The organism is Microbacterium sp. SA39 (genome assembly GCF_000967865.1).
Lineage (GTDB): Bacteria > Actinomycetota > Actinomycetes > Actinomycetales > Microbacteriaceae > Microbacterium.
Map to the genome: position 1 here is coordinate 36,762 of NZ_JXRU01000033.1, position 24,634 is coordinate 61,395.

The following is a 24,634-nucleotide window of genomic DNA, read 5'->3' on the forward strand; positions in this document are numbered from 1 at the left end:
TACCCACTGGTAAGTTCGTTGGCAAGTACGGATCGGAAAGGGGCACAGCGTGACAGACGAGAAGTCGCGAGTGCGTCCGTCGACCCTCGCGAAGCGCGAGCAGATCCTCACCGCCGCCGTCGAGATCTTCGGCAACAAGGGGTCGACCAACGGCACGCTCGCCGATGTCGCGGAGCAGGTCGGCCTCACCCACGCCGGTGTTCTCCACCACTTCGGGTCGAAGCAGAAGCTGCTGCTCGAGGTGCTCTCCTACCGTGATCAGGCGGATGTCGCGGCGCTCGAGAAGAAGCACATTCCGGGCGGTCCCGAACTCTTCCTCCACCTGGTGCGCACGGCGTTCGCCAACGAGAAGCGCCCGGGCATCGTGCAGGCGTACACCGTGCTCTCGTCCGAGTCGGTGACCGACGACCATCCCGGTCGCGAGTACTTCGAAGATCGCTACACGACGCTGCGCCGCGAGGTGACCGCCGCTTTCCAGGAGCTGTGCACGCAGGAGGGCGTCGACGATCCGCAGCGCATCGCCGAGGCGGCATCCGGCATCCTCGCCGTCATGGACGGACTGCAGCTGCAATGGCTCCTGCATCCGGACGAGATCGAACTCGGCGCCGCCAGCGAGTTCGCGATCCGCGCGATCGTCAACGGCGTGCTGCATCCGGGTCCCGAGTTGGGCACGTACGCGCGCGAGGCGTGACGCTCTCCCTCGCCTGCCGACCCGGCCCCTTGTGCGCGAACCGGCCCTCTGCGAACCGCCATAGAGGGCCGGGTCGCGCAGAGAGGGCCGGGTCGACCCCGTCGACGGCCCGAGTAGGCTCGGCCTCATGACGATCGACCTCGAAGCGCTCTACATCGACCTGCATCAGCATCCCGAGCTGTCGTTCCAGGAGACGCGCACCGCCGGCATCGCCGCGACGCACCTGCGGGAACTCGGGCTCGAGGTCGAAGAGGGCGTCGGAGTCACCGGCGTCGTGGGACTCCTCGAGAACGGCGAGGGCCCGGTCGTCTGGGTGCGCGCCGACATGGATGCGCTGCCCGTCGAGGAGCAGACCGGTCACGCCTATGCGAGCACGGCCAAGGGCATCGACCCCTCGGGCAACACGGTTCCCGTCATGCACGCGTGCGGCCACGACATGCACGTCACCGCGATGATCGGCGCCGTGGAGAAGCTCGTCGCCGAGCGTGCCGACTGGTCGGGCACCCTCGTCGTGCTGATCCAGCCCGCCGAGGAGTACGGCGCCGGAGCGCGCGCGATGCTCGATGACGGCATCCTCGAGCGCTACCCGAAGCCCGACGTGGTGCTCGGCCAGCACGTGACGCCGCTCCCCGCCGGAGTGATCGGCGTGCGCAGCGGCACCCAGATGGCGGCATCCGACGGCCTCACGGTCGTTCTGCATGGACGCGGCGGGCACGGCTCCCGTCCGCACTCGACGATCGACCCGATCGTGATGGCGGCGGCGACGGTGATGCGGCTGCAGACGATCGCCTCGCGTGAGATCGATCCGCAGGGCGTGGGCGTCGTGACGGTCGGCTCGATCCACGCCGGCCTCAAGAACAACATCATCCCCGCGGAGGCGACACTCGAACTCAGCCTGCGCTATCCGAACGAGGCTGCCCGCGAGAAGGTGCTCGCGAGCGTCGACCGCATCGTCCGCGCCGAGGCGCTGGCGTCGGGCGCCGAGCGCGAGCCCGAGATCCGCACCCTGCACACGCTTCCCGCGACGATCAACGATGAGGATGCCACGACTCGCGTGACCGCCGCCCTCCAGCGTGCGCTGGGCGAAGCATCCGTCATCGATCCGGGCATGTTCACCGGCAGCGAGGACGTCTCGTGGTTCGCGCGCGACGCCGGCGCGCCCCTGGTCTTCTGGTTCTGGGGCGGCGTCGACGCGGCGAAGTTCGCCGAGGCCGTCGCGGCCGGTCGCCTGGACAAGGACATCCCGACCAACCACTCGCCGTTCTTCGCGCCCGAGATCCACCCGACGATCGAGGTCGGCGTCACCGCGCTCTCGGCTGCCGCCCGCGAGTTCCTCAGCTAGGACCGCATCGACGCCGGTCGGCGCCGCGGCCCGCGGCCATTCTCGGCGTCACGGTCGCCGCTGACGCCGCCCGTCAGAGACGCCGAACGGTGATCGCCTCACGGCCGTAGGTCTGTCGCGCCGTGCGCATGCACCGCGAACACAGGATCTCGACGCGCCTCGGATGGCCTTCGCCGCACACGCAGTCGATCGTGACGCGCCACTTGGCCTTGCGCCCGCACGGCGCGTAGGCGGCGTCGTCACCGTGGTCGCATTCGCAGCGCTGGGGTTCGCGGTCGATGCTGATGAGCTCGTCGACGACGACGCTCTCCTTCTCCAGCTCCACAGTTCTCGCCACCAGCCGATGCTCCCAGGACTCGGCGGCGGTCGCAAGGCGAGAAGAGACCGGACACGAATACCAATTCTTGGTAACCTTGCGTCATGGGCCAGAACACCTCGATCAGCTTGGACGAGCATTTCTCGGACTTCCTCTCCCGCGAGGTCGCATCGGGGCGATTCAGATCCGCGAGCGAAGTGGTGCGCGCCGGACTCCGCCTGCTTGAAGACCAGGAGACGCAGATGGCTGCCCTGCGAGCCTCACTCGTTGCCGGTGAGAACAGCGGCGAGGCAGAGCCGTTCGACTTCGATGCGTTCATCGCCTCGAAGAAGCCGTGAAGCACTTTCGGCTCACGCCCGCGGCGCAACGCGACCTGTCCGGCATCTGGGACTTCACCGAAGAGCGCTGGAACGCGGAGCAGGCCGAGACGTACATCATCGAACTTCGAGCGGCGATCGAGCGAGTAGCCGAGGCTCCGGAGCGCGGTCGAGCCTGCGATGGGATCCGAGAGGGATACCGCTGTTATCGTATCGGCAGCCATCTCGTGTTCTACATCGAGACGGACCGCAGCGTGGATGTCATCCGCATTCTGCATGAGCGCATGGACCCGACGAGACACCTCTGAGCGTCAGCGCACGAACCGCACGTTCGCCGGGTCGACGCGTAGGCGCACCTCGTCGCCGGGGGCAAGCCGGGCGGCCTCGCCCAGCGAGACATCCACGGCACCGACCGCGGTGTGCACGCGGACGCCCGCGAGCGTCGGCTCGAGGCGGGTGATGCGGGTGCTCCAGCCCTCGGCATCCGTCCCGCCGACGATCCGCACGTCCTGGGGGCGAAAGGCAGCGGCGAGCGCCGCCCCGTCCCTCTCCGCGAGCGCACGCGAGTCGGCATCCGAACTCGTCAACCGCAGATCGCCCTGCTGCCACCCGCCGCCGCTCGCGACTCCGACCAGCCGGTTCAGTCCCGCGATCGAGGCGACGAATCCGGATGCCGGTGCGGCGAGCACCTCGCGCACCGGACCGCTCTGCGTCACCCGGCCGGCCTCGATGACGATCAGCCGCTCGGCGAGGGCGACGGCGTCGGCGGCGTCGTGCGTCACGGCGATGGTCGTGGTGCCGGCGAGCTGGTCGCGCAGCATCCTGCGGATCTCGCCCGCCGTCTCGGGGTCGAGCGCGACGAGCGGTTCATCGAGCAGCACGGCGCGCGGGGAGGCGGCGAGCGCACGCGCGACAGCGACCCGCTGTCCTTCGCCGCCTGAGAGCTCGCGCGGCATCCGATCGCCCGCACCCGGCAGGCCGACGCGGATGAGCCACTCCTCCGCCGAGTCGCGCGCCTTGCGGGCATCGGCGCCGGCGGCCCGCGGGCCGAACGCCACGTTCTCGCGTACGGACAGGTGCGGGAACAGCCGGGCGTCCTGACCGAGCAGCACGATCCCGCGGCTCATCGGCTCGGTGCGCACCCGCGGGGCGACGGCGCGGTCGACGACGCGTCCACCCACTTCGATCTCTCCCGCGGTCAGCGGCTCGAGCCCGGCGAGCGCCTGGAGCAGCGTCGACTTGCCCGCACCGCTCGGGCCCATCACCGCGACGGTCTCACCCTCGGCGACATCGAGGGTGACGTCGACGGCGAAGTGCTCGCGGTTCACGACGACGTGCGCGCGCAGCCCGCTCATCGCGCCGCCCCCGGGCGCCACCCGCGTACGAGCAGCAGCACGGCGATCGCGGTGGCGAGCAGCAGCAGGGCGAGTGCGACCGCAGCGCCCTGGGAGACTCCGGCGCCGTTGAACGCGGTGTAGATCGCGAGCGGCATCGTCTGCGTGACGCCCGGCCTGTTGCCCGCGAACAGTGCCGTCGCCCCGAACTCGCCGATCGCCCGCGCGAAGCAGAGCACGACTCCGGCGACGATCCCGGGCGCCGCAAGGGGGAGGGTGATGCGGCACAGGATCGTCCAGCGCCCGGCGCCGAGGGCTGCGGCGGTGCGCTCGTAGTCGACCCCTGAGGTCCGCACGGCACCCTCGACGGCGAGCACCAGGAACGGCAGCGCGACGAAGGTCTGCGCGAGCACGACAGCCGGGGTGCTGAACGAGATCCCGAGCCCGCCGAACCATCCGGCACGCCCGAACAGGTACAGCAGCGCCACGCCACCGACCATCGGCGGAAGCACCAGCGGGACAGTCACCGCCGCGCGCAGCACCGCGGCACGGCGAGGCCCGGACCTCGCGATGAACAGCGCCAGGGGCACCCCGACGACGATGCACGCCACAGTCGCGATGAGCCCGGTGCCGAGCGAGAGGCCGAGCGCCGAGAGGGCGGCCTCCGAGGTCACATCGGCGAGGAACGTCGACCACTGCACCCGGGCGACCAGCGCGGCGAGCGGCAGGATCAGGAACGCCAGCCCGATCAGCGCGGGCACGGCGAGCGAGCGGGGCGCGTACCCCTGCGCGCCGGGCGTGCTCATGGCTTGCCGAAGCCGAAGTCCGCGAGGATCCGCTGCCCGGCATCCGACAGGACGAAGGCTACGAACGCGTCCGCGGCATCCGGATTCGAGGCGTCTGCGAGCGCCGCGATCGGGTAGTGGTTGACGACGTCGCCGGCACCCTCCGGCACGATCACCTCGATGTCGTCGCGCCCCACGGCATCGGTCGCGTAGACGAGTCCGGCGTCGGCCTCGGAGGCGGCGACCTTCGTCAGCACGGCGGTCACGTTCTGCTCGAGACTCGCGGCTTCGACCGTGACGTCGGCGGCCTCCAGAAGCTTCGCGGATGCCGCGCCGCACGGCACCTCGGGCGCACAGAGCACGGTGGTGACGCTCGCGAGGTCGGCGAGCGTCTCGACCTCTCCCGGGTTACCCGCCGGTACGGCGATCACGAGCGTGTTCGAGGCGAAGAGCGCCGGGTCGACAGCGGCACCCTCCGCTTTGTCCATGTTCGCCTCGTCGGCGGAGGCGAACACGCCGGCTGGGGCACCCGCGAGGATCTGCGTGACGAGGGTGGAGGATCCGTCGTAGACCGGGCTCACGGTCACGTCGGGGTTCTCGGCCGAGAACTCCTCGGCGATCGCGTCGAAGGCACCGGAGAGCGAGGCGGCGGCGTAGACGATGACTTCACCGGACAGGCTGCTCTCCGGTGCAGTCTCGGACGGCGACGCGGAAGGTGCGGATCCGGCGACGCCGGCACATCCGGTGAGAAGGAGAGCGGCGCCCGCGAGGAGCGCGAACGAGGATCGGCGGAGTGAGCGGTTCATGTCAGCCCTTCGGCAGTTCGACGACGACCTGCGTCGCCTTGACGGATGCCGTGGCGAGCGAGCCGACCTCGAGCTGCAGGTCGCGGGCGGCCTCGGCCGACATCAGCGAGACGACGCGGTGGGGTCCGGACTGGAGGTCGACCTGGGCCATGAGCCCTTCGATCTGCACGCGGGTCACGATGCCGACGAAACGATTGCGGGCGCTGGAGAGTGCATGGTCGGCCGCCAGCGCCTCCTCGGCCAGGGCGACTGCACGCGCCGCGAGCGCGTCGCCGGGGATCTCGGCGGGCACGGCATCCGTCACCGGCAGGATGCCGTGGTCGATCCACCGGCGCACGGTGTCATCACTCACCCCGAGAAGCTGTGCGGCGCGGGCGATCCGATAGGTCTGCATGGGCCGAATCTACCGCAGATGCGGAGGATTCTCGCCGATTCCTCCGAAAGTGCGTAACCGAAGGTCCGGCGTGGGAGGGACGGACCGACGTTTCGCGGAGGAGCCGACGTTCCGCGGAAGAATCCCCATGGAAGTGTCCGCGATTCGTCATGGGCTCCGCGAACCGTTGGTCGACAGCACGTGTACACCCACAGCACCGTGAAGAGGCAGAGGATCGCCCCGACCACGAGCGCCAGGCGCAGCCCGAGCCAGTCGCCGACGACGCCGCCGAGCAGCGCGCCGAGAGGGATGGTGCCGTAGGTGATCGTGCGCATGGTCGCGTTGACCCGGCCCAGCATCCGATCAGGCGTGCGCAGCTGGCGGATGGTGATGAGGAGCACGTTCGAGACGGCGGTACCCGCGCCGTTGACGGCCATCAGGATGGCGAGGACCGCGACCGCGGCGGCACGAGGCCAGCCGGCATCCACCACCGGAATCAGCAGCAGGGCACCGCACTCGACGGCGGCGCAGAGCACGAGGATCGTCCCCGCTCGCAGACGCGTGGTCAGCCGGGACGCGGTCGCCGCGCCGAGAAGGGCCCCGACCGCACCGGCCGAGAACACGATCCCCACCTGTCCGGCCTCGAGGTCGAGCGTGTGCACCGCGTACAGCATGAGCAGCAGGGTGATCCATTGCGCGAACGGGTTGTAGAGCGCGGAGAAGCCGACGTTGGCGCGCAGATACGGGTCCCTCACGACATGGCGGATGCCCTGTCGGAGTTCGGCGAGGAAATGCCGTTCCGCCGCCGCAGGCGGTCGCTCCTCGGATGACATCAGCAGGAGCGCGAGGGCCGACACGAGGTAGGTCGCGGCGTTGACGACCAGTGTGGCCGTCGCGCCGAGCAGCTGGATGAGCAGACCGCCGAGGCCTGGGCCGCCGATCTCTCCTGCCGCGGCGGTCGCTTGGATCCGGGAATTCGCCGCGCCGAGCTCGGCGCGAGGCACCAGCGACGGGATCGCCGACTGATGCCCGACCTCGTACACGACCGTCAGCGCGCCCAGCGCGACGACGGCGACGAGAAGCAGTGGGAACCCGAGGGCATTCATCGCCGCGGCGACCACGAGCCCGATGATCAGTGCGCTGCGGCCCAGCTCGGACGCCACCAGCAGACGACGTCGGCGGTAGCGATCGACGATCACACCCAGCGGCAGCGCCAGCACCAGGAAGGGCAGCCACTGCGCCGCGCTCAGCAGTCCGAGTTCGGTCGCCGAGACGTGCAGGACGGAGACGGCGATCAGCGGGATCGCGAACTCTTTGAGCTGGTCGCCCATCACGGAGGAGCCCTGCGCGAACCAGAACAGCCGGAAGCCTCGCCGCCAGCGCGGGGCCGGCTCGGCGGCGGTTTTAATGGATGTTTGCTCTTCCATGCATTAGAGACTGACACGAACTAATGCATCCTGTAAAGATCACACGTTATAATTCTGTGCATGGATCCAGAGCCCCGAGCGACGTTCTCCCGCATCGGAGGGCACGTCGCGCTCGACCTGATCAACACGGTCGAGTGGCGGCTGTCCGATGAGCGTCGCGAGGAAGATCTCCGGCACTACTCGGATGCGGTTCGATGGGCGCGGCAGCTCGAGCTCATCTCCGCCGACGAGGCCGAGAGCCTCTCGAGCCCGGCCGCCCAGGCATCCCCCGAAGCCGAGCAGGAGCTCACGCAGATCATTGCTCTTCGCGAGGCGCTGTACGCGGCCCTCTTCACCGCGGGAGGCTCGCAGCCCGTCGTCGAGCACTACCGCGAGGCGATCGGTCACGCCGACCTCGTCCGACACGACGACGATTGGATGTGGACACTCCCCGTCGACCTGTCGCTGCCCCGCCGGCGCATCGCGCTCGCCGCGATCGACCTGATGACGCGCTCCGACCTCTCGCATCTCAGCCGGTGCCAGGATGCCGAGTGCGGCTGGGTCTTCCTCGACACCTCCCCGCGGAGCAACCGTCGGTGGTGCGTGTCGAGCGACTGCGGCAACCGGAACCGTGTGCGCGAGTACTACGCCCGCGCACGCAGCATCCGTGCAGGCGAGAAGGCCTGACAGACATCCCCAGCGATCGAGAGGATGCGTGTGTCGCCGACGAGCGGATCTCTCTGCACGGGAGCGCTTTGATTCGGGCTCTCCCCATATCTTGGCCGCTATCTAGGGGGTCTCAACGTTGAATGTCTAGGGGGCATAAATTATGCTCGTGGTCAAGCCGATGAGATACACCGCCCTCACCGCCCTCCTCCAGGAAGCGGGCTTCCGCTCGCGGCAGGGAAAAGGGGATCACGAGGTGTGGTCGAACGGCCGGCATCACATCTCGATCACCCAGACGCGGGACATCTCGCCTGGACTCGTCCGCAAGGCACTGAAGGCGATCGACGCATCGAAGGAGGACTGAGGATGGACATCACGGTCACCGCGCGCAAATGGGAGCACGGTTGGGAACTCTGGCTCGATGGCGAAGCCGCCACCCAGGTCGCGACGCTCGACAAGGCCGAGCAGCAGGTCCGCGACTACCTCGACACCGAGGAACCCGAGGTGGACCACAGCACCTGGAGCGTCACAGTCGTACCTGACATAGGTGCCCTGGGGGATGAAGTCGTCGCCGCTCGAATTGCCAGGGAGAAGGCTATCGCCGCATCCGAGACCGCAGCGTCGGAGTCTCGTCGAGTCGTTAGGCATCTCCGAGAGGCGGGATTCTCCGTCACCGACTCCGCGGCTATCCTCGGCGTCTCTCGTGGACGGATATCCCAGCTCGTCAGCAGCTGAAGCGGGTGCCGACCCTTGCCGCTACGGCAGCGCGACACCCGTTGCGTCGGCGAGCGCGGCGAGAAGCCGCTCCTGGAACCTCGGATCCGCAACGGCCGGGTGCGGCTGCCGCTGCTCGCCGTGGTGCCAGTAGCCTCCGGTGATCGAGAGATGCGGATCGGTCGCGAGGTATTCCTGGGTCTCGTGACCGAGATCGAAGTCGTCGGGCGCACCGGCGCCGCCCATCTTCGTCGGCACCCATCCCGGGTCGACGGCGTGGGCGGACACACGGGGCGCCCATCGTTCGGCGATCGCGGCGGAGAGGGTCGTCACGAACAGCTTGGTGTCGGAGTAGCTGGCGGTCTGTCGAGATCCGTCCCAGTCGAGACCGTCGAGGTCGGTCGACCCGCCGCGATGCATTCCGCTGCTCAGATAGATGTGTCGGGTCGGCGTGCGCAGCAGCGCCGTGAAGAGGTAGGGGGCGACGACGTTCACCGGCAGCAGGTCGGCCCCCGAGATGACGCCGGCATTGTGGATGACGGCCTCGATGGCCGCGCCGCCGTCGAGTTCCGCCGCGGCATCCATCACGGCCTGTCGATCGGCGAGGTCGGCGATGATCAGGTCGGCGCCGCGGTCGGCCAGATCGGCGACCGCCGTGGCCCGCCCCGCGCTGCGCGCATGCACGATCACCTGATGACCTTGATCGAGGAGCGACTCCGCCGTCGCGCGGCCGAGTCCGTCGGTGGAACCGGTGACGAGGATGCGTGCCATGAGACCATCCTCACCCCGGATCGACGGAGTGGGGCGAGCGTGGATCAGAAATGCATGCCCGCCCGCCGATCCGGAAGCACTTCTGATCCAGCATGCGGGCGCACCGGGCATACCCTGAAGCCATGCATCCTCTCGTCGCCCCGGCATCCGCTCTGGAGCCGACCGAGCTCGTCCGCACCGCCCGGCACGCCGTCCTCTCCGGAATCGGCGAAGAGGGGCAGCGCCGCCTGAACGCCGCCCGCGTCACCGTCGTCGGTGCAGGGGGCCTCGGCTCACCCGTGCTGCTCGCGCTCGCCGCGGCGGGCATCGGTTCTCTCACCGTGATCGACGACGACACCGTCGAGCTGACGAACCTGCAGCGGCAGCTCGCGCATCGCGTCGAAGACATCGGTACGCAGAAGACCGCCTCGGCCGAGCGGGCGATCACCGCCCTCGCTCCCCAGACGGTCGTCACACAGCACGCAGTGCGACTCGACGCGAGCAACGCCGAGCGATTGCTCTCCGGCGCCGATGTCGTCGTCGACACGAGCGACTCGTTCGCGACCCGGCGCGACGTCGCGGCCGCGACCGAGGCGCTCGGACTGCCGCTGGTCTGGGGCGCGGTGCAGGAGTGGCACGCGCAGGCGACCGTCTTCTGGTCGGAACCGCCCGAGGGTGACCCGGTCGTCCTCGCCGACCTGTTCCCGGTCGGCACCGAGGGCGAACCGCCCAGCTGCGCGCAGGTCGGCGTGCTCGGAGCCCTGTGCGTGCAGGTCGGTGGAATCCTCTCCGGAGAGGTCATCAAGCTCATCACCGGTGCCGGTCACCCCCTGCTCGGAAGGCTCGCCATCATCGACTCACTCGCTGCCCGTCAGCACGAGATCGCGATCCGTCCGGCATCCTCCGCGCCGACGGCGGTGTCGGCATGAGCGGCGCGACGACCGGGCGACGGACGGTCGAGGAGCAGCTCGCCCGCGTGCTCGACGTCGTCACGGTTCTCGATGCCGAGACGCGGGCGGTGACGGATGCCGCGGGCCGCACGCTCGCCGCCTCCGCGGTCGCGGCCCACGACATCCCGTTGTTCGACAACTCCGCGATGGACGGCTTCGCGGTGCGCGCCGCCGATGTCGCTCCGGCATCCGAGGAGAATCCGATCGTGCTGCAGGTCGTCGCCGACCTCCCGGCCGGGATCGCGCTCGACCCGCCGCTCGGTTCCGGCGAAGCCGCGCGCATCATGACCGGTTCTCCGGCTCCGAGCGACGCCGACGCGATCGTGCCCTTCGAAGACACGGAAGGCGGCCTCGCGGACTCGCTGGGCGAGGCACGCGTGCTGCGCGCGCCCACGAAGCCGGGCGCCTTCATCCGCCGACGCGGCGCCGACCTGCGGGCGGGCGACGACGTCGTACTCGCGGGTGAGCGCCTCGGGGCGTTCCAGATCGCCGCCGCCGTCGCCGCGGGGGTGTCCGAGGTGAGCGTCACGCGCGCTCCGCGCGTGGCCGTGGTCTCGACCGGGAGCGAGCTGCTCGCCCCCGGCGAACCCGCCGAGCGCGGTCGCATCCCCGATTCGAACGGCCCGCTGCTCGCGCAGCTGGTGGCGGATGCCGATGCCGAGGTCGTCCTCGTCGCCCGGGTGCGCGACGAGGCGGACGCCGTCCGTGCTGTCACCGCCGAGGCGGTCGAGCGCGGAGCCGATGTGATCGTGTTCACAGGAGGCGTGAGCGCCGGTGCCTACGAACCGGTGCGCGGGGCCTTCGACGGTCGGGGCGAGGTCGAGTTCGTCGGGGTCTCGATGCAGCCCGGCAAGCCCCAGGCGTTCGGCGTGCTCGGCGCGGGAACGCTCGTCTTCGGGCTCCCGGGCAACCCGGTCAGCGTCGCCGTCTCGTTCGAGGTGTTCGTGCGCCCGGCTCTGCTCGCGATGCAGGGTCGCAGTGAGATCCACCGGCCGCGCGCCACGCTCATCGCGGATGCAGCCTGGACCCCGCCGCCCGCACGGCGGCAGTACCTTCCGGCCGTGGTCGACCTCGTGGCCGGCACGGTGCGACCGGCCAGCGCGGGCGGCTCGGGCTCGCACCTCGCGGGCGGCCTCGCTCGTGCGCACGCCTTCGCGATCGTGCCGGCGGATGTCGAGGCGGTCAGCGTCGGCGACACGATCGATGTCATGCTGGTCGGATGAGCTTCCCTCACCTTGACGCGGCCGGCCGCGCGCACATGGTCGATGTGACCGCGAAGCAGCCGACCGTCCGTTCCGCCACCGCACGTGGTTTCGTGCGATGCAGCGCCGACGTGATCATCGCCCTCCGGGACGGCACCGCCCCGAAGGGCGACGTGCTCGCCGTCGCCCGCATCGCCGGCATCCAGGCGGCGAAGTCGACCCCGACGCTGCTGCCGCTCGCACACGTCATCGGCGTGCACCGGGCGAGCGTCGAGCTCGACATCGTCGATGACGGCGTGCTGGTCGAGGCGACCGTCGGCACGGCCGACCGCACCGGGGTCGAGATGGAGGCGCTGACCGCCGTCTCTGTGGCGGCTCTGGCGATCGTCGACATGATCAAGGGCCTCGATCGCTCGGTCGTGATCGAGAACGTGCGCATCGTCGCGAAGTCGGGCGGGCGCTCCGGAGACTGGGTCCGCCCCGGCGAGGACGCACCGGGACAGTCGCGATGACCCGCGTACGCTATTTCGCGGCGGCGGCAGAGGCGGCCGGCACTGATTCCGAGGAACGCTCCGAGCACACACTGCTCGCCCTGCGCGAGGCTGTCGTGGCGCAGCATCCGGCGCTCGTCGACATCCTGCCGCGGTGCGCCGTGATGGTCGACGGCGTGCGCGCCGACGACGATCGACCGCTCGACGGCGCCCAGCTCATCGACGTCCTCCCGCCCTTCGCCGGCGGGTGATGACAGGCCGGGGTCAACTCACTTCGCGTGCGGTCACTCCGTCGGGAGAATTCACGGATGCAGGACGAATCCGGCGCTTTTCTCCCTGCAGGTGTGAAATCTCCCGACAGAACGTACCCCGTGTGGTGATACGGCCGGTGAGGCGGGGCTGGGCCTGGGTCAGCCGCCGATGCCCTTCCACGACGTGGTGCCGTCGGACTCGACCTGACGCTTCCAGACAGGCAGATCCTTCTTGATCTCCTCGATCACCGCGCGGCACACCTCGAAGGCCTCGGCGCGGTGCTCGGACGCGACCGCGATCACGACCGCGGCGTCTCCGACCTCGAGGCGACCGATCCGGTGACTCACCGCGACCACTGCGGTGGCGTCGCTGCCACCTGCCTCCTCGGCGATGCGGCGCAGCGCCGCCTCGGCATCCGGGTGGGCGCTGTATTCGAGGCCGACCACAGGCGTCTGCGCGTCGGGGTCGTTGTCGCGGACGCGGCCGACGAAGGTCGTCACGCCGCCGAGTCGCGGATCCTCCACCGCGCGCAGGTGCGCGTCGAGGTCGAGTGCCTCTTCGCTGATCGCAGCCAGTCGTACGTCGTTCATGAGTGGTCTCCGCCCTCTACCTGGTCGACGACGTGCCCGGCGACGCCGAGAATCACCGGTACCCCTGATGCCACGGCCCGCGTCGAGCCGGGAAGATTGACGACGAGCGCCCCGTACGGATCGATGATGCCGGCCAGCCCTCGCGACAGCACTGACAGGGGCGTGTCGGCGAGGCCGCTGCGGCGCAGCTCCTCGGCGATCCCGGGGATCTCGCGCGTGATCACCCGACGCGTGCCCTCGGGGGTCTGATCCCGCGGGCTGACCCCGGTTCCGCCGGTCGTCACGATCAAGCGGATGCCACGCGCCACGGCCCTGCGCAGCGCATCGGCCACCAAGCTCGTGCCGTCGGCGATGATCTCGGCATCCGGGCAGTTCCACCCGGCATCCCGCAGCAGCTGCACGGCGATCGGGCCACCGCGGTCCTCGCGTTCCCCGCGGAAGGACCGATCCGAGACGGTGATCACGAGAGCGGGAAGCGAAGTCATGGGTCCACCCTAGGGGCGGGTCGGCCGCGCCACACGGATCAGGTGACGCGGATGAGCGAACGCTGCCAGCCCGACGAGCCGTTCGGCGCGATCGGCGCGCGCTCCTCGAGCTGGAGGTCGCCGTTCTTGTTGACCGCGCGGACCGCGACGTAGTGCGTTCCGGGAGTCGCATCCCACTCCATGAACCACTGCACCCAGGTGTCGTCGTTGATGGGTGTCGACATGGTGACCGCCGTCCACTCGCCTTCGTCGATCCTGACCTCGACGCGCTCGATGCCCACGGACTGCGCCCAGGCGACGCCCGCGATCGGGATCTTCCCGGCCGGCACGGCCTCGCCGATGCTCGGGGTGTCGAGGCGGGAGGAGAACTTGATGGGGGCTTCGGCGCTGTATCCGCGGGGCGTCCAGTAGGCCTCGTCGTCGGCGAAGGTCGTGACCTTCAGCTCGGTGAGCCACTTCGTGGCCGAGACGTAGCCATAGAGTCCGGGGACGACCATGCGCACCGGGAAGCCGTGCTCGAGCGGCAGCGGTTCACCGTTCATGCCGACCGCGAGGATCGCGTCGAGGTTGTCGTCGGTCAGCGCGGCCAGCGGCGTGCTGGCGGTGTAGCCGTCGACGCTCGTGGACAGGACCATGTCGGCGCCCGACTTCACGCCGGCCTTCTTCAAGACGTCGCGGAGCGGCACTCCGAGCCACATCGCGTTGCCCACGAGCTCTCCGCCGACCTCGTTCGACACGCAGGTCAGGGTGATCGCGTACTCGTCGAGCCCCATGTCGAGGATGTCCTGGAACGACAGCTCGACCCGCTGGTCGACCATTCCGTCGATCACGAGTCGCCATGCGTCGGGATCGATCGACGGCACCGTCAGCGCGGTGTCGACCCGGTAGAAGTCCTTGTTCGGCGTGAACAGCTCGCTCAGGCCCTTGATGTCGAGTTCGGCGCCGTCCGGCACCGTGACCTTCGAGCGAGCAGCCGGAAGCTTGAGCGCACCGCGGATCGCCTCCACAGATCCGACGGCCATCGTCACGGCGCGAGAGGCGACGCCGACGACAAGGGCGGATGCTCCGGCGATGGCCGCGAGCGCGAAGAAGCGTCGGCGGTCGATGCCCTTGGGCGCGGCGGGGTTCTCCGGCACGGCATCCGCCGCTTCGGTCCCGGAACGTTCGCCGAGCACCGACGTGCGCCAGGCACGGAGCCGGCGGACGAGGAGCAGAAGGATGAACGAGCCCGCGATGGTGCCGAGCACCGGCGGCAGGAACGCGAGGGGAACTGCGCCGGCGCGCGTGACGATCGCGGCGGTGGAGAGCACTCCCGCGACGACCAGGGCGACGATGCCGAGCGGCGGACGCACCAGCTGCAGGATGCCGGCGATCGCCGAGGCGATGACCACGGCGAGGCCGAGTCCCGCCAGCAGGGCGATCTTGTCGTACTCGCCGAACGTGGCGATCGCGAACTCCTTGAAGGGCTGCGGCACGATGTCGATCACGAACCCGCCCACGGCCAGGATGGGGCTGGCCGACCGGGCGAACAGCAGGGCGAACAGCTCGGCGGTGGCGAGGAAGACCGCGCCGCCGATGATGCCCGCGAGCGCTGCCCACGCGATGAATCGTTTGCCGCTGCGGCGCTCGGCCATGATCGTCTCCTGTTCCACCGGTGAAGGTGCTCGCGGGTTGTTCGGAGACGATGCGGAAACGGATCGGGGCAGGTGCGGTGGCGGCCGGCCGAGCGTCCCCGCGCACACTTGTCGGGAGAGTGTACGGATGTCGGGCCGAATCGGATGTTTTCGCCCGACGGACGTGAAAACTCCCGACAAATGTGCGTCGGGGAGCGGAATCCTCAGACCACCACGCGATCCGCCCGCGAGTACACGTTCAGCGACGCCCCGCGCACGAAGCCGGCGAGGGTGAGCCCCGAGGCGGCCGCGAGTTCGACCGCCAGCGACGATGGCGCAGACACCGCGGAGAGGATCGGGATGCCGGCCATCACCGCCTTCTGCACGAGTTCGAAGCTCGCTCGGCCGGAGACCTGCAGCACCGTGCCGCTCAGCGGCAGCCGACCCTCCAGTGTCGCCCAGCCGACCACCTTGTCGACGGCGTTGTGCCGGCCGACGTCCTCCCGCAGGACCAGCAGTTCACCCGTCACCGCGTCGAACAGCGCGGCGGCGTGAAGGCCGCCCGTCTTATCGAACACCGCCTGCCCCTCACGCAGCTTCTCGGGGAGTCCGAGCAGCAGCACGGCATCCGTCGTCACGGCATCCGCTGCCACGTCGAATCGGGAGGTCTTCTCGATCGCCTCGATGGAGGCGGCGCCGCAGACGCCGCACGAACTCGTCGTGTAGAAGTTGCGGGCGATGTCGGTCACCGGCGCATCGAGCCCCGCCCGCAAGGTCACGTCGAGCACGTTGTACGTGTTCCCCGAGGGGGCGGATGCCGGCGGCTCGGCGCCGATCGTCAGCAGCGGGCCGACGGAGCCCGTCGCGCCCCCACCGGTGCCCGGCCCGCCGCAGTGGATCGCCGAGAGCACGTCGCCGCCTGCCGCGATCACGCTCTCCGACACGAGGAATCCCGCCGCGAGCTCGACGTCGTGGCCGGGTGTGCGCATGGTCACGGTGAGCGGTGTGCCGGAGAGGCGGATCTCGAGCGGTTCCTCGACGGCGAGGGTGTCGGCGCGGCGGCGGACGACGAGCTCGTCATCGACGACCGCGATGCGGGTGATCGGAGTGCGGGCGGTGAGGCGTCCCATGTCAGCCGATCGCGTTCGCGAGAGGATCGCGGGGGCGCTCGAGGCGCACGATGACCGCCTTCGACGTCGGTGTGCCGCTGACATCGGCGACCGAGTCGAGCGGCACGAGCACATTCGTCTCGGGATAGTAGGCCGCGGCGTTGCCGCGCGGGGTCGAGTACGGCACGATGCGGAACTCCTCGGCCCGGCGCTCTTCGACCGTGCCGTCGGGGCGGGTCCATTCGGAGACCAGGTCGACGATCTCACCGTCGGCGAACCGGAGCTCCGCGACGTCGTCGGCATTCACGAGCACGACCCGTCGACCGCCGTGGATGCCGCGATACCGGTCGTCCTTGCCGTAGATCGTGGTGTTGTACTGATCGTGTGAGCGCAACGTCTGCAGCAGGAGGCGGCCCGGCGGGATCACCGGGAACTCCAGCGGATTCGCCGTGAATCGGGCCTTGCCGTCGACGGTCGCGAACCGGCGCTCATCGCGGGGGCCGTTCGGGAGGAAGAACGTGCGCCCCTTCTGGATACGGGCGTCGTAGTCCTCGAAGCCCGGGATCACGCGGGACAGATGCGCGCGGATCAGGGCGTAGTCGGTCTCGAGAGCGGCCCAGTCGGCGTGCGGCACGTTCCCGGCCGCATCCGGGAGGCGCCGCTCCGGCTCGATCTCGCCGTGCTCGGGGAGCCCGCGCTCGGGATCGCCGTCATGCGACACCGGCGCGATCACCGGCGACACCCCGTCTGCGAAAAGGAGCCCGCACAGACGCGCCACGATCGCGACCTCGCTCAGCAGGTCATCCGCGGGGGGCGCGAGTCGGCCACGCGAGCCATGGACCGCGCCCATCGAATCCTCGACGGTGACGCGCTGCTCGACACCGCCGCGCCGGTCGCGATCGGTGCGGCCCAGCGTCGGCAGGATGATCGCGCGCCGGCCCGTGACGACGTGCGAACGATTCAGCTTGGTCGAGACGTGCACGGTGAGGTTCACCCGAGCCATCGCCGACTCGACGACGGCCGTGTCAGGCGTCGCCGAGACGAAGTTGCCACCCATGCCCATGAAGACGCGCACCTTCCCGTCACGCATGGCCCGGATCGCCTCGACGGTGTCGAAGCCGTGCTCGCGGGGTGCGGTGAAGGCGAACTCGCGGTCGAGAGCGGCGAGGAACGCCTCCGACGGTTTCTCGTAGATGCCCACCGTGCGGTCGCCCTGCACGTTCGAGTGTCCGCGCACCGGGCAGACGCCCGCACCCGCGCGGCCGATGTTGCCCTGCAGCAGCAGCACGTTGACCACGTCGCGCAGGGTCGCCACGGAGTGCTTGTGCTGAGTGAGCCCCATCGCCCAGCAGACGATGGTCGCCTTCGACGTGCGCACCTCTTCGGCGATCCCGCGCAGCGTCGCCTCCGGCATCCCCGTCGCCTCGCTCAGCGACGGCCAGTCGGCATCCGCCATCGCCTCGCGATACCCGTCGATGCCGCTGGTGTGAGCAGCGAGGAACGCGTGGTCGAGCACTCCGCCGTCGCGCTCTTCCACCTCGAGCAGGTGCTTGCCGATGGCTTGGAACAGCGCCTGGTCGCCGCCCGAGCGGATCTGCACGAACCGGTCGGCGATCTTCGTGCCGCCGAACGCCACGCCCCGCGGAGTCTGCGGGTTCTCGAACCGCATCAGTCCGGCCTCGGGCAGCGGGTTCACGGCGATCACGCGGGCACCCCGCTGCTTGGCCTTCTCGAGCGCCGACAGCATCCGTGGGTGATTCGTGCCGGGATTCTGCCCCGCGACGATGAGCAGATCCGCGTCGTGCACGTCTTCGATCGACACCGTGCCCTTGCCGATGCCGATGGTCTCGGTGAGCGCGGACCCGCTGGATTCGTGACACATGTTCGAGCAGTCCGGCAGGTTGTTGGTGCCGATGCCGCGCACGAGCAGCTGGTAGAGGAAGGCGGCCTCGTTCGAGGTGCGACCGGAGGTGTAGAACACAGTCTCGTCCGGATCGTCGACCGCGGCGATCTCGTCGGCGACGGTCTGCAGCGCGTCGTCCCACGAGATCGGCCGGTAGTGCGTCGCACCCTCGTCGAGGATCATCGGATGCGTCAGTCGCCCCTGCTGCCCGAGCCACCAGTCATCGTGGCTGCGGAGTTCGTCGATCGGATGCTGCGCGAAGAAGGCCGGTCCGACCGTGCGCAGCGTCGCCTCCTCGGCGACCGCCTTGGCTCCGTTCTCACAGAACTCCGCGATGTGGCGCTTGTCCTCCTCGGGCCACGCGCAGCCGGGGCAGTCGAACCCGTCCTTCTGGTTCACGAGGGCGAGAGTCTGCACCGATCGCCCCACACCCATCTGCTCGTTCGCGATCTTCAGCGCGTGGAGCACGGCCGGAACGCCGACGGCGACCTTCTTCGGCTTCGAGACGGTCACACCGGTCTCGTCGATGTCGGACTTCGGTGCCTTCGTCGCCATGGCGCCATGTTAGGCCAGGTTGCCGAGGAGGGGCCTGCGCGCTGTAAGCACGAGTATCCCGATCGTGACTTGTGTTTATGGTAGCTAAACCTTAGTAACGGATAAGATACTCGGGTTTGTGATGTCACGATCCGCAGACGTTCGCTGGCCCGCGCATTCAGCGGAGAGTCTTCCGTGGCGCCAGCAGATCCGAGGCGGTACGCGGGCAGACCGGATGGTGACATCGGTGGATGCTTCGATCCCACCATCGATCGCGGAACTCGACTTCGACCCTCCGATGACGACGACCGTCGCCTGCGAAGCAGCCTTGTTCGCCGTCGCTCAGGCCGATACGGATGCAGAGGGGCATTCCGCAGCGCTGAGCCGTTTCATGATGCGCACCGAGTCGATGGCCTCTTCCAGGATCGAACGCATCACAGCGACAGCCACGGATTTCGCCAAGGCGATCGCCGGCAATCGCTCCAACGCCTCTGCCACGAGCATGGTGGCGGCCAGCACAGCACTCCACGACCTCGTCTCGCGCGTCGGTGATCGCGGCGAATTCTCGATGGACGATCTGCTGGATGCTCACCGAGCGCTCAGGCAGGACGATCCTGGCGAAGCCAACTACGCCGGTCGCTTCCGCGACATGCAGAACTGGATCGGGGGAAGTGACCACTCCCCGCGTGATGCACTCCACGTCCCTCCGGCGCCGGAGCGCGTCCCTGGCTTGATGAAAGACCTGCTGGCCTATCTCAACCGAGACGGCATCCCAGTGATGGTGCAGGCGGCGATCGGACACGCACAGTTCGAATCCATCCACCCCTTCACGGACGGCAACGGTCGCATCGGCCGTGCTCTGGTGTCGGCGGTGCTTCGCCGTCGCGGCATCACCCGCAACGCTGTCGTCCCGCTCGCCAGCGGCCTCCTCGCCGAACGGGAGGACTACTTCGCTGCTCTCGGCGACTACCGGCGCGGCGACCCCACCCCTCTCATCGACCTGTTCGCGCGGTCGGTACGCGCGGCAGCCGTGTGCTCACGCGAGTCGATCGCTCGCATCAAGGCTCTGCCCGAGGAATGGGCGACCGAGCTGCGGCCCCGCGCGGGATCCGCTGTCGCTGCTCTCGTCCCCGCCTTCTACGATCATCCCGTCATGGCGGCGACCGAGATCGAGCAACGGTCGGGATCGTCCGAGCCGCAGACCTATCGAGCCATCGCGCGACTCGTCGACGCAGGATTCATCCAGGAGATCACCGGTCGCAAACGCGACCGCGTCTGGGCCGCTGCCGAACTGCTCGCGGAACTCGGTGATCTGGACCGCCGCATCCAGGCCGAGATGAACGCCTGAACCCCACGATCAATCGGGGTGATACCGGTGGTCAGACCCCGACGATGCGCGGAGGCGGCGGCGGGGCGAGCTGCCGCCGCGGCACTCCGTGAGCCTCGCGGTGCAGGCGCTCCATGCGCGTGTCGAGTTCGGCCGCGGCTGTCGCGGCATCCGTCAGACTGTCGACGAGGTGCGAGGGCACCTGATTCGAGAACTTGTAGTAGATCTTGTGCTCGAGGCTGGCCCAGAAGTCCATCGCGATGGTGCGGAACTGCACCTCGACCGGCACGGACAGCGCGCCGGTCGAGAGGAAGACCGGCACCTCGATGATGGCGTGCAGGCTCTTGTAGCCATTTTCCTTCGGCTGGGCGATGTAGTCCTTGACCACGCGCACGGTGACGTCGTCCTGCTGGGTGAGCAGATCGAACAGCTGGTACACGTCGGCGACGAAGCTGCACGTCACCCGCACGCCGGCGATGTCGGTGATCTCGGCGCGGATGCGCTCGAAGTCCGGCTCGTCGATGCCCTTCCGGGCGATCTTCTCGACGATGCTGTCCGGCGTCTTCAGCCGGCTCTTCACGTGCTCGATCGGGTTGTACGCGTGGTCATGGGTGAACTCGTCGCGGAGGATCGAGATCTTCGTCTCCACCTCCCGCATCCCGAACTCGTATTCGCGCAGGAAACGCTGGAACTCGTCACGCAGTTCGCGCGTCTTGCGGATGGAGTCTTCGGTGACCTGAAGGGTCGTCATGCTCCCGACGTTACGGGTTCGTGATCGGAATGGGCTGTGGATCCCGTGGTCTCCACGGAACCCATGCGGCGAGCGCTGCGAGCAGCGCCTGAGCGACGGATGCCGAGGACTGCGGGTTCTGGCCGGTCATCAGCAGAGCGCCGACGACGGTGTGATCGCCCCATGCCCGTACCGACAGGCCGAGAGCATCGCCGCTGTCGCGCGCGCACTCCGCCTGGCCCTACGCGGGCCTTGATGACCGAGACGGGTCACCCCCGCCCTATGGAGGAGCGACCCGTCTCTCATGCGCTGAGCGCAGCCGTCGGCGACGTCCGTGCGGCACGGATGGCGGGTATGGAACCCGCGATCGCCCCCACGAACATGGTGACGACCACTCCGGCGACGAGGACCATCGGGGGGATCGACACGAGCCAGCCGTTGCCCGTCGCGACGATCCAGGTGATCAGCCACCCGATCAGCGATCCGCCCAGCCCGCCCAGTGAGGCGAGCAGCACGGCTTCCACGAGGAACTGCGACCGGATGTGACCCCGCGTCGCACCGATGGCCCTGCGGAGGCCGATCTCGCGGCGCCGTTCCAAGACGGTGATGACCATGGTGTTCGCGACGCCGATGCCGCCGACCAGAAGCGCGATGGACCCCACCCCGACGAGCAGCCCGGTGAAGGCTTGATCGATCGTGTTCTTCGCGGCGAGCGCGTCAGACGGCCGACTCACCTTGACCTCGTTGGGAGCTTCGGGATTCACCGTCCGCGGCAGGAGGTCACGCGCCTCATCCACGGCGTCGTCCCCAGATCGCTCGTAGATCGTCGTCGGCGAGCCGTCGAACGCGAAGAGCTCTTCCGCGATGTCTCCGCCGATCAGCGCCGAGGTGTCGAGTTCCGGCGCGAGGGGCGCCTGTTCGAGGGTCCCCACGACGGTGAAGTACCGTCCGCCCAGCCAGACCTGACTTCCGATCTCGCTGATACCGAGCCGCTGAGCCGTCTTGTACCCGAGCACGGTGGTCGGAAGCCCATCCGTGACCTTATTCAGCCAAGCGCCCACCTGAAGGCCGGAACCCGTCGCTTCGAGGAGGTCATCGCCGGCAGCAGCGACGGTCAGCCCCGCCGTCTCGCCCTTGTCGATCGACGCGCTCCGGTAGACGTGCACGTCGGTGAGGGTCGACGTCCAGGTCGCGGTCTCGACGCCCGGGAGGTTGCGTACTCGCGTGATCGCGTCGGGTGGGAGCTTGGTGTCCCCGCCGAACACGTCACTGCCGGCTGTCACTGTCAGGAGATTGGTGCCCAGAGAAGAGAGACGCTGTTTCACGAGTGCCTCGCTCGACGTGGATATCCCGATCACCGCGATCATCGCGGCAATGCCGATCGCGATGCCGAGCGCCGACAGCACCGCCCGGAGAGGATGCGCCCGCAGCCCGTGAAAACCGAGCCCGAGCAGATCCGAGGGGCGAAGAGTCGCCTGAAGGCGGGCGCTCACGCTGTCACCTCGACTTCGGGCGCGGGTGCCCCGACGAAACCGGACGGGCGACCCGAGTCATCGACGATCTCCCCGTCGCGGATACGGATCTGCCGCGGCATCCGGTCGGCGAGCTCCTGATCGTGGGTGATGACGACGACCGTGGTGCCGGCCCGATTGAGCTCTTTCAAGATCTCGACGACCGCGGCGCCCGACCTGCTGTCCAGGCTGCCCGTCGGTTCATCCGCGAGCAGGAGCGCAGGCTCTCCGACGACCGCGCGCGCGATGGCGACGCGCTGCCGCTCGCCGCCGGAGAGCTGACGCGGCTGATGGCGAAGGCGGTGCCCCAACCCCACTCGCTCCAGAGCCACCGCCGCACGCCTGCGGCGCGCAGCCGGAGCCGTGCCTGTGTACAGGAGTCCGGTCGCGACGTTGTCGATGGCGGTCACGCCGTCGGAGAGATGGAACTGCTGGAAGACGAATCCGATGGTGTGCGCGCGGAGCGCCGACAGCTGGGAATCCCCCAGGTCGGCGACGTCGTATCCCGCGATCCGGGTTCGGCCGGAACTCGCCCTGTCGAGGGTGCCCATGAGGTTGAGGAGGGTCGACTTACCCGACCCGCTGGGGCCGACGATCGCCACCATCTCGCCCCGATCTATCCGGAGATCCACCCCGCGCAGCGCCAGCGTGGGGGGCGACCCGTAGGAACGGGTCACCCCCGTCAGCTCGATCACGGCGGTCATTTCGCCACCGCCACGGTGTCGCCCTCGGCGAGGTCGCCTCCGACGATCTCCACCATGCCATCCGCGAACTTGCCGAGCTCGACCGTGACGATCTCGGTCTTACCGTCCACGACGCGCTCGACCGCCGATTCGCCGCCCGGCTGCGCGAGCAGCGCGGTGACGGGCACGAGCAGCACGCTCTCGGCGATGACGTTCACCAGCGTCACGCTGACGCTGACGGTGTCGAAAGCCGCCGCGACGGCGGGGTCATCGAGCACGATCGTGAGCGGGAGCTTGAGCGTCTTGCCACCGTTGTCGGTGTCCCGTTCCACGGGCGCTCCGACAGCGGTCACGGTGCCGACTGCGACGGTGCCGTCTGGAAGCCGCACATCGACCTTGGCACCGACGGGGGCGTTGGCCGCCAGGTCCGGATCGATGTCGACGGCGGCCTCCTTGGTTCCGTCGGAGACCTTGAGGACCACTCCGCCGGCGGGGCTGCCGACGTTGGCGACAGCGTCGTGAACCCGAACGTCCGCCGGGGAGAACACGATCCGCCCCAGCTCGATGCGACCCGACTCCTCGAGACCGAGCGACTTCTGCCACTTCCTGATCGCGACGATCGTCGACCATCGGAACTCATCGTCCGGAGCCCGGTCGAAGAACCCGAGGGCCTGGAGGTTGGTCTCGAGCTGGCGGATGTCCTCGCCATCTGCCATGCCCTCCGCGAACTCGCGCCACACCGGCAGTTCTCCGAGCATCAGCAGGACAGGGGTGTCGTCGACGCGGAAGAGTTCTTGGCCGCGCCCGACGACGGTACCCGGCGCCGGAACGCCCGTGACAGTGCCCGCGAGGGGTGACCCGAGGTCGCGGAGGTTCCGGAACTCGAGCTTTCCCGTCGCACGAACCTGCTCGGTCAGATCGCCCACACTCACCGTCGCGGTCTCCGTCGGCGGCTTCTTCTGCTCTTCACTGGCGTCGGCGGGGGGACGTGTCAACAGGATGGTCGCGGCGACGGCGACCACGAGCACAAGGGCCGTCGCCGCGATGACCCATCCGCGTCGGCCGCGGCCCGACGAGATGCCCTGGTCCTCGTCGACGATGTCGTCCGTCGGCCCGAGAACCGTGTCCGGGTCATCTGCGTCGGCATCCTTCTTCCTCAGGATGCGGAATGAGGGTTTCATCCCTCGGCTCCGGCGAAATCAGCCTCGACGAAGCACGCGTCCATATCGGCCGGGTCGTAGTCTCCTTGGGGCATGCCGGGGGCCGTTCCCGGAGGGCCGGGCTCGGGGTCCGGGAAGTCGTATCCGGCATCGCGCATGCACTTCGCGAAGACGAGCATCATCTCGTTCATCTCCTCATCCGACGGCATGTCGTCGCGGGTCGGCGGATCGCCGAGCTTCTCGTCGCACACTTCGCGCGCGTCGTCCATCGCAGCGATGTCGGCGTCGCTGGGAGGTTCCGGCGCCGTCTCTTCTTCCCCGCCGCCGGTTTCGCCGGCCTTGGCCATGAACTTGGAGAGATCGACTCCCTCGTCTTTCATGCACGTCTCCCAGTCGAGCTGCCAGTCCTCGAAGGCCTGGTCCTGGCTGGCGCTGTCGAGCTCGGGGGTCTTGTCTGCGGCATCGGGCGTGGGGGCGCAGGCGGCGAGTCCGCCTACGAGCGCCAGGCCGGCGAGGAAGATCAGGCCGCGGTTGCGTGTGATTCGCATCAGGTGTCCTTTCGGTGTTCCCTCGCGCTGAGGGGTGTGACCAGTT

General features: G+C 69.1%; 29 protein-coding genes. 12 read left to right on the top strand and 17 right to left on the bottom strand.

The genetic code is table 11. The annotated features are described in order from the left end of the window. Positions 1-49 precede the first annotated feature (49 nt). Positions 50-691, top strand: coding sequence for a TetR/AcrR family transcriptional regulator (locus tag RS85_RS09020; protein ID WP_046013121.1), 642 nt, complete (start codon positions 50-52; stop codon positions 689-691). 127 nt (positions 692-818) lie between these two features. Beyond that, entirely contained in the window at positions 819-2,033 is a 1,215-nt protein-coding gene (locus RS85_RS09025) for an amidohydrolase (protein WP_046013122.1), read from the top strand. A gap of 73 nt (positions 2,034-2,106) precedes the next feature. Here RS85_RS09025 and RS85_RS09030 read toward each other — a convergent pair whose 3' ends face one another. Next, positions 2,107-2,370, bottom strand: a complete 264-nt coding sequence (locus RS85_RS09030; protein ID WP_152642375.1) for a hypothetical protein — start codon at positions 2,368-2,370, stop codon at positions 2,107-2,109. An 83-nt stretch (positions 2,371-2,453) separates the two neighbouring features. Between RS85_RS09030 and RS85_RS09035 the strand changes: the two genes are divergently transcribed. Next, on the top strand, positions 2,454-2,687 hold the full coding sequence (locus tag RS85_RS09035; protein WP_046013124.1) for a type II toxin-antitoxin system ParD family antitoxin: 234 nt from the start codon (positions 2,454-2,456) through the stop codon (positions 2,685-2,687). Continuing rightward, positions 2,684-2,974, top strand: coding sequence for a type II toxin-antitoxin system RelE/ParE family toxin (locus RS85_RS09040; RefSeq protein ID WP_046013125.1), 291 nt, complete (start codon positions 2,684-2,686; stop codon positions 2,972-2,974). The genes RS85_RS09035 and RS85_RS09040 overlap by 4 nt, the downstream gene beginning before the upstream one ends. A 3-nt stretch (positions 2,975-2,977) precedes the next feature. Here the strand turns inward: RS85_RS09040 and RS85_RS09045 are convergent, their stop codons facing one another. Genes RS85_RS09045 through RS85_RS09065 form a run of 5 tightly spaced genes read right to left on the bottom strand, consistent with a single transcriptional unit; the run spans position 2,978 to position 7,391 of the window. Beyond that, positions 2,978-4,021 carry a sulfate/molybdate ABC transporter ATP-binding protein gene (locus tag RS85_RS09045; RefSeq protein WP_046013268.1) on the bottom strand — a complete coding sequence of 348 codons (1,044 nt, stop codon included), beginning with the start codon at positions 4,019-4,021 and terminating at the stop codon, positions 2,978-2,980. Then, on the bottom strand, positions 4,018-4,806 hold the full coding sequence (locus RS85_RS09050) for an ABC transporter permease (RefSeq protein WP_046013126.1): 789 nt from the start codon (positions 4,804-4,806) through the stop codon (positions 4,018-4,020). The genes RS85_RS09045 and RS85_RS09050 overlap by 4 nt, the downstream gene beginning before the upstream one ends. Continuing rightward, positions 4,803-5,591, bottom strand: coding sequence for a molybdate ABC transporter substrate-binding protein (gene modA, locus RS85_RS09055; protein WP_046013127.1), 789 nt, complete (start codon positions 5,589-5,591; stop codon positions 4,803-4,805). Before modA ends, RS85_RS09050 begins: the two co-directional genes overlap by 4 nt. Position 5,592: 1 nt before the next feature. Beyond that, positions 5,593-5,985 (bottom strand): TOBE domain-containing protein, encoded by a 393-nt coding sequence (locus tag RS85_RS09060; RefSeq protein ID WP_046013128.1) that lies wholly within the window; start codon positions 5,983-5,985, stop codon positions 5,593-5,595. Further along, positions 5,940-7,391, bottom strand: a complete 1,452-nt coding sequence (locus tag RS85_RS09065; protein WP_052703503.1) for an MFS transporter — start codon at positions 7,389-7,391, stop codon at positions 5,940-5,942. The genes RS85_RS09060 and RS85_RS09065 overlap by 46 nt, the downstream gene beginning before the upstream one ends. 60 nt (positions 7,392-7,451) lie before the next feature. Here RS85_RS09065 and RS85_RS09070 point away from each other — a divergent pair, with 60 nt between their 5' ends. The 3 genes from RS85_RS09070 (at position 7,452) to RS85_RS09080 (ending at position 8,771) form a co-directional block, all read left to right on the top strand. Beyond that, positions 7,452-8,057, top strand: a complete 606-nt coding sequence (locus RS85_RS09070) for a CGNR zinc finger domain-containing protein (protein ID WP_046013129.1) — start codon at positions 7,452-7,454, stop codon at positions 8,055-8,057. 160 nt (positions 8,058-8,217) lie between these two features. Continuing rightward, the gene (locus RS85_RS09075; protein WP_046013270.1) at positions 8,218-8,400 is read left to right on the top strand and encodes a type II toxin-antitoxin system HicA family toxin; all 183 of its coding nucleotides are present in this window, start codon (positions 8,218-8,220) and stop codon (positions 8,398-8,400) included. A gap of 2 nt (positions 8,401-8,402) precedes the next feature. Further along, complete coding sequence (locus RS85_RS09080; protein WP_046013130.1) at positions 8,403-8,771, top strand: antitoxin HicB; 369 nt, start codon at positions 8,403-8,405, stop codon at positions 8,769-8,771. A gap of 21 nt (positions 8,772-8,792) precedes the next feature. Here RS85_RS09080 and RS85_RS09085 read toward each other — a convergent pair whose 3' ends face one another. After that, positions 8,793-9,521: an SDR family NAD(P)-dependent oxidoreductase gene (locus RS85_RS09085; RefSeq protein ID WP_046013131.1), complete on the bottom strand. Its 729-nt coding sequence runs from the start codon at positions 9,519-9,521 to the stop codon at positions 8,793-8,795. Positions 9,522-9,643: 122 nt separating this feature from the next. Here RS85_RS09085 and RS85_RS09090 point away from each other — a divergent pair, with 122 nt between their 5' ends. The 4 genes from RS85_RS09090 to RS85_RS09105 are packed head-to-tail and all read left to right on the top strand — an operon-like array spanning position 9,644 to position 12,394. Further along, on the top strand, positions 9,644-10,429 hold the full coding sequence (locus RS85_RS09090; RefSeq protein WP_046013132.1) for a HesA/MoeB/ThiF family protein: 786 nt from the start codon (positions 9,644-9,646) through the stop codon (positions 10,427-10,429). Next, complete coding sequence (locus RS85_RS09095; protein WP_046013133.1) at positions 10,426-11,673, top strand: molybdopterin molybdotransferase MoeA; 1,248 nt, start codon at positions 10,426-10,428, stop codon at positions 11,671-11,673. The genes RS85_RS09090 and RS85_RS09095 overlap by 4 nt, the downstream gene beginning before the upstream one ends. Continuing rightward, complete coding sequence (gene moaC, locus RS85_RS09100; RefSeq protein WP_046013134.1) at positions 11,670-12,164, top strand: cyclic pyranopterin monophosphate synthase MoaC; 495 nt, start codon at positions 11,670-11,672, stop codon at positions 12,162-12,164. The genes RS85_RS09095 and moaC overlap by 4 nt, the downstream gene beginning before the upstream one ends. Further along, positions 12,161-12,394, top strand: coding sequence for a MoaD/ThiS family protein (locus tag RS85_RS09105; protein WP_046013135.1), 234 nt, complete (start codon positions 12,161-12,163; stop codon positions 12,392-12,394). Before moaC ends, RS85_RS09105 begins: the two co-directional genes overlap by 4 nt. A 159-nt stretch (positions 12,395-12,553) precedes the next feature. Here RS85_RS09105 and RS85_RS09110 read toward each other — a convergent pair whose 3' ends face one another. The 5 genes from RS85_RS09110 to RS85_RS09130 all read right to left on the bottom strand — a co-directional run bounded on the left by RS85_RS09110 (position 12,554) and on the right by RS85_RS09130 (position 18,650). After that, entirely contained in the window at positions 12,554-12,985 is a 432-nt protein-coding gene (locus RS85_RS09110; protein ID WP_046013136.1) for a molybdenum cofactor biosynthesis protein MoaE, read from the bottom strand. Continuing rightward, positions 12,982-13,470: a MogA/MoaB family molybdenum cofactor biosynthesis protein gene (locus tag RS85_RS09115; RefSeq protein WP_046013137.1), complete on the bottom strand. Its 489-nt coding sequence runs from the start codon at positions 13,468-13,470 to the stop codon at positions 12,982-12,984. Before RS85_RS09115 ends, RS85_RS09110 begins: the two co-directional genes overlap by 4 nt. 38 nt (positions 13,471-13,508) lie before the next feature. Further along, the gene (locus RS85_RS09120; protein WP_046013138.1) at positions 13,509-15,104 is read right to left on the bottom strand and encodes a molybdopterin-dependent oxidoreductase; all 1,596 of its coding nucleotides are present in this window, start codon (positions 15,102-15,104) and stop codon (positions 13,509-13,511) included. A gap of 203 nt (positions 15,105-15,307) precedes the next feature. Next, positions 15,308-16,213 carry a formate dehydrogenase accessory sulfurtransferase FdhD gene (gene fdhD / locus RS85_RS09125; protein ID WP_046013139.1) on the bottom strand — a complete coding sequence of 302 codons (906 nt, stop codon included), beginning with the start codon at positions 16,211-16,213 and terminating at the stop codon, positions 15,308-15,310. A gap of 1 nt (position 16,214) precedes the next feature. Further along, the gene (locus RS85_RS09130) at positions 16,215-18,650 is read right to left on the bottom strand and encodes an FdhF/YdeP family oxidoreductase (RefSeq protein ID WP_046013140.1); all 2,436 of its coding nucleotides are present in this window, start codon (positions 18,648-18,650) and stop codon (positions 16,215-16,217) included. Positions 18,651-18,876: 226 nt separating this feature from the next. Here RS85_RS09130 and RS85_RS09135 point away from each other — a divergent pair, with 226 nt between their 5' ends. Then, a complete protein-coding gene (locus RS85_RS09135) occupies positions 18,877-19,977 on the top strand; it encodes a Fic family protein (RefSeq protein WP_235282389.1) in 1,101 nt (366 codons plus the stop codon). Between the two features lie 31 nt (positions 19,978-20,008). Here RS85_RS09135 and RS85_RS09140 read toward each other — a convergent pair whose 3' ends face one another. From RS85_RS09140 to RS85_RS18980, 5 genes are all read right to left on the bottom strand, one after another. Further along, on the bottom strand, positions 20,009-20,707 hold the full coding sequence (locus RS85_RS09140; RefSeq protein ID WP_046013142.1) for a GTP pyrophosphokinase: 699 nt from the start codon (positions 20,705-20,707) through the stop codon (positions 20,009-20,011). 281 nt (positions 20,708-20,988) lie between these two features. Beyond that, entirely contained in the window at positions 20,989-22,179 is a 1,191-nt protein-coding gene (locus RS85_RS09145; protein WP_046013143.1) for an ABC transporter permease, read from the bottom strand. Next, positions 22,176-22,901, bottom strand: coding sequence for an ABC transporter ATP-binding protein (locus RS85_RS09150; protein ID WP_046013144.1), 726 nt, complete (start codon positions 22,899-22,901; stop codon positions 22,176-22,178). Before RS85_RS09150 ends, RS85_RS09145 begins: the two co-directional genes overlap by 4 nt. After that, complete coding sequence (locus RS85_RS09155; RefSeq protein WP_052703504.1) at positions 22,898-24,061, bottom strand: efflux RND transporter periplasmic adaptor subunit; 1,164 nt, start codon at positions 24,059-24,061, stop codon at positions 22,898-22,900. Before RS85_RS09155 ends, RS85_RS09150 begins: the two co-directional genes overlap by 4 nt. Then, positions 24,058-24,588 (bottom strand): hypothetical protein, encoded by a 531-nt coding sequence (locus tag RS85_RS18980; RefSeq protein ID WP_052703505.1) that lies wholly within the window; start codon positions 24,586-24,588, stop codon positions 24,058-24,060. Before RS85_RS18980 ends, RS85_RS09155 begins: the two co-directional genes overlap by 4 nt. Positions 24,589-24,634 lie beyond the last annotated feature (46 nt).